The sequence below is a fragment of the Amycolatopsis sp. NPDC049253 genome (assembly GCF_040678995.1).
Classification (GTDB): Bacteria; Actinomycetota; Actinomycetes; order Mycobacteriales; family Pseudonocardiaceae; genus Amycolatopsis.
The window spans coordinates 2,979-6,746 of record NZ_JBFAQX010000065.1 but is presented as its reverse complement, the minus strand read 5'-3'; the positions used below and the strand labels follow the sequence as shown (position 1 = coordinate 6,746).

Below are 3,768 nucleotides of genomic sequence, written 5' to 3'. Positions count from 1 at the left end.
GCTTGTTCGGGCTCCAGCTCATGGACGAAGACCTCGGGCCGGCGAGCCATGGACACCACCTCCACCAGGCAGCCTGCCAGGCCTGATCAGCCAGCGGATCCGGAGGCCATTACCTCGCCAACCTTCTGAGGTGCGGCACTAGCGTTAGGGAGCGTCGCCGAGTTGGCGGGCTTCGCGATTGAGCTTCGCGGCACGGTCAGGCCTGCAGATGCCGCGCAGTGGCGAGGGCGCTGCTCGTGCAGGGAAGCAGGGCTGGGTTGATCTCGCCGTTTGGTGGCGACACCGAAGCGGGCGTCGGCGCGGTACACGCCGCTGTCGGGTGGCGATGTGGTGGGGCGTGGATCGATCTCGTCGTTGTGTGTTGATGGCGGAGTGATCGTGCCTGAGGCGTTGCGGAGCCGGCAGGGGCAGAGACGGGAGTGCCGCCACGCTCGTGGTGCGTGGCGGCACTTCGGTTCTGGACTTTCAGGGGCCAGGCGTTGTATCGCTCGAACCAGTCGGTTGGGCGCGGACATGTTGTGTGGCTCGGCGGACGCCGCGTGACCGTCGGACCCGGTCGACTATTTCTTGCCGGCCGGTTCCATCGGGCGCCGGGCGAAGGCCGGGGCGTGCTCGGGACGGAAACCCAGGCCCAGTAGGCGCGCGGGGATGTAGGCGAGTTTGGGGAAGCGCGCGAAGAGGGCGATGAGCTGGGGTGGCGGGCCGTCGCGGCGGCCGGACATGACGGGGCGCATCACGGCGCGGTGGAGGAGCCGTTGCAGGGACTGGACGGCGATCGTCGGGAGTAGGCGGCGGGTGCGGACCTTCGCGAGGTCGTCCTGTGAGGCGCGGCCGCGGCGGAGGGGGTCGGCCAGGAGGGTCGCGGCGGCGACCGCGTCCTGGACGGCGAGGTTGATGCCGACGCCGCCGACGGGCGACATCGCGTGGGCCGCGTCGCCGATGCAGAGGAGCCCGTCGGCGTGCCAGCGGTGCAGGCGGTTGAGGCGGACGTCGAGGAACTTGATGTCGTCCATCGTCTCCAGTTCGTGCACGCGGTCGGCGAACTCGGGGCAGACCTCGACGACGTTGCGGCGGAAAGCCTCGATGCCGGCGGCGCGCAGGTCTTCGCCCTTCGGTGCGAGGTAGGCGATTTGGTAGTAGCCGTTGCGGGGCAGCGGCACGGCGAACCGTCGGTGGTTCATGCGCGGCATGAGCATCCAGCCGACTTCGTCCTCGTGGCGGGAAAGGCGGAACCACCAGACGTCGAAGGGGCAGTCGAACTCCCGCGGCTCCAGGCCGGCCGTGCGGCGCGCGAGCGACCAGCGCCCGTCGGCGGCGATGACGAGGTCGGACTCCAGGTCGCCTTCGGTGCCGTCGGCCGTCCGGTAGCGCACGCCCGTGACGCGGCCGCGCGAGTGGAGCAGGCCGGTCATCTCCGTCTCCAGGCGGAGGGTGAACGTCGGTTCCTTCTGAGCTGATTCGGCGAGCAAGTTGAGCAGGTCCCACTGCGGGACCATCGCGATGTAGGGATGTGGAACGTTCAACAGCGACAGATCGGCGAGCTTCATGAGGCCGCCGTCCTGAGTGGGGAAGCCGGCTTCCCTCAGCTCGCTGTGCGGGATCGCGTCGAATTTCTCGCCGAGGCCGAGCTCGTCGAGCAGGGTGAGGGTGGACGGGTGGACCGTGTCGCCGCGGAAGTCGCGCAGGAAATCGACGTGCTTCTCCAGCACGGTCACCTCGACCCCCGCCCTCGCCAGGATCAAGCCGGCGACCATGCCCGCAGGTCCGCCGCCGACGACCACGCAACGCGTGTGCTCGGTCATCTGACTCATCTCCCTCTTTTCATCACCCGTTGAATAACCTCAGGATGCACCCGTGACAGCCCTTGCGTCAAGAGGGCGTTGTGTCACGTGGCTGACTGTCCACAACGGACTTACGCGTCCCGAGGGGGCGGTACTTTCGCGCACGGTTTCGTGGCAAGGTGGCCGCTTGAACCGTTTCACTGGCATCGCACGAATCGGTTCACTCACCCGGTTGGCCGGATTCCCGCGTCGTAACCGGATCAACACTTTCCACGCACTGGGAGTAGACGCCTTGCGCCGGATCAGCGGAGCGGCAATCACCTTTTTGGCCGCGTTGCGAACGCGGCGGGTGCCCTAGCCTCACTGGGTGGATTTCGCCGTGGCACCCCCGACCCCTTCGCGAACCGCCCCTCCGGCACCTGTCGGATCCGAACCGTGGGCGCCTCCGGAACTGCGTCTGGTCTGCCTCGACATCGATGACACGTTGATCGACTGCACTGCCGCGATCCGCGTCAGCCTCCACGCGCTCACCGGCCGCAGCGATCTCTGGCCGTTGTGGGACTTGATCACCGAGGAGCACGTGGCGCTGGTCGTCGCCGGAAAACTCGGGTACGACGTGATGCACCACCGTCGCACCGAATGCTTCCTCGCCGAGCTCGGTATCTCCGCGGATTCCGCGCAGGTGACCGCGTTCGAGGCGCGTCGGCGGGACATCCTCGCCACGTCGTGGCAACTGTTCGACGACGTCCTGCCGTGCCTTGAGTGGCTGCGCGCGGCGGGCCTGCTGCTCGCGGCCGTGACGAACGCCTCGGGTGCACACCAGCGTCGCAAGATCGCGGACCTCGGGCTGGCGCCGTTCTTCGACCACGTGGCGATCGCCGGCGAGATCGGCGTCGCCAAGCCTGACCCTGTGATGTTCCACTCGGTGTGCCTCGGCCTGGGCTGCGACCCGGCGCAGACGGTGCACGTCGGCGACAAGCTCGACACCGACGCGATCGGCGCGTACGACGCCGGCCTCGGCGCCGTCTGGCTCGATCGCGACGGGACCGGTCGCACCGGCGAGCGCGCACCCGTCGGTGTACACACGGTCACAACCCTCGACGAGCTGCCTGAGCTGCTGGTTTCCGAGTACGCGACCGTCGGCGTCCCCGCCCAGCGCGCGGCGGGGACCCCCGCTGCGCAGCTGCGCGGCAGCGTGCTCTAGTATTTCTCTCCGTGCGGTGCTGAACCGGCCGAGCCGGGAAAGTGCCTCACTGGGGTATGGTGTAATTGGCAGCACGACTGGTTCTGGTCCAGTTAGTCTAGGTTCGAGTCCTGGTACCCCAGCTGCGGAGAGTGACCCCCCTGCAGAGCGAGAAATCGCCTCTGGTAAGTTCTCTCCAGCAAGAAAAACAGAATAGCTCCCCGGAAACGGGGAAAGATCCTAAGCCCCCGTCGTCTAGCGGCCTAGGACGCCGGCCTCTCACGCCGGTAGCGTGGGTTCGAATCCCATCGGGGGTACAGATAGTCGCCACCCAGGTTCCGCAGTTGCGGACCTGGGTTTTTGGCATTTCTGAGGTTGGTTTGTTTTCGGGCGCTGAGTAGGGCCGCTGGCCTGTGTTGGTGGGTGTCTACACGGGACTGTTCGTGGTGGTGGGGTGGCGGCTCGGGTCTTTTGCCTCGGAGGGGCTGTCGGGGAGCGGGCAGTGGGGGAGTTGGTGATGTGTGTGGTGGTTCGTGTGCGGGTCGGGCTGTGCCGGCCATGACTGCAGCAGCTCGTTCTCGGTTGGGATGCGGTGGCCGGCTCGGGAGCGGGTGGGTGGCCGGAGCATCAGGATTGATGCGGGGCGGGCTTGGGGACCGCCGTTGTCTTTGGTGAGGGGTACTGGTTGGTTTTCGCCAGAGTCAGAGCCAGAGCCAGAGCCAGAGCCAGAGCCAGAGCCAGAGCCAGAGCCAGAGCCAGAGCCAGAGCCAGAGCCAGAGCCAGAGCCAGAGCCAGAGCCAGAGC

The 3,768-nt window shown here is 67.4% G+C and carries 2 protein-coding genes and 2 tRNA genes; 3 read left to right on the top strand and 1 reads right to left on the bottom strand.

What is annotated here, in order from left to right; genetic code table 11:
* Nucleotides 1–560: 560 nt before the first annotated feature.
* A complete protein-coding gene (locus tag AB0K15_RS47785; RefSeq protein WP_364067848.1) occupies nucleotides 561–1,802 on the bottom strand; it encodes an FAD-dependent oxidoreductase in 1,242 nt (413 codons plus the stop codon).
* A gap of 346 nt (nucleotides 1,803–2,148) precedes the next feature.
* Here AB0K15_RS47785 and AB0K15_RS47780 point away from each other — a divergent pair, with 346 nt between their 5' ends.
* The 3 genes from AB0K15_RS47780 to AB0K15_RS47770 all read left to right on the top strand — a co-directional run bounded on the left by AB0K15_RS47780 (nucleotide 2,149) and on the right by AB0K15_RS47770 (nucleotide 3,281).
* The gene (locus tag AB0K15_RS47780) at nucleotides 2,149–2,985 is read left to right on the top strand and encodes an HAD family hydrolase (protein WP_364067846.1); all 837 of its coding nucleotides are present in this window, start codon (nucleotides 2,149–2,151) and stop codon (nucleotides 2,983–2,985) included.
* Between the two features lie 50 nt (nucleotides 2,986–3,035).
* Nucleotides 3,036–3,107, top strand: a tRNA-Gln gene (locus AB0K15_RS47775).
* Nucleotides 3,108–3,208: 101 nt separating this feature from the next.
* Nucleotides 3,209–3,281 (top strand) — tRNA-Glu (locus tag AB0K15_RS47770).
* The last annotated feature ends 487 nt before the right edge of the window (nucleotides 3,282–3,768 follow it).

Coding starts and splice junctions, on each gene's coding strand:
- AB0K15_RS47785 (WP_364067848.1), bottom strand. CDS start 1,802: ATGACCGAGCACACGCGTTGCGTGGTCGTCGGCGGCGGACCTGCGGGC.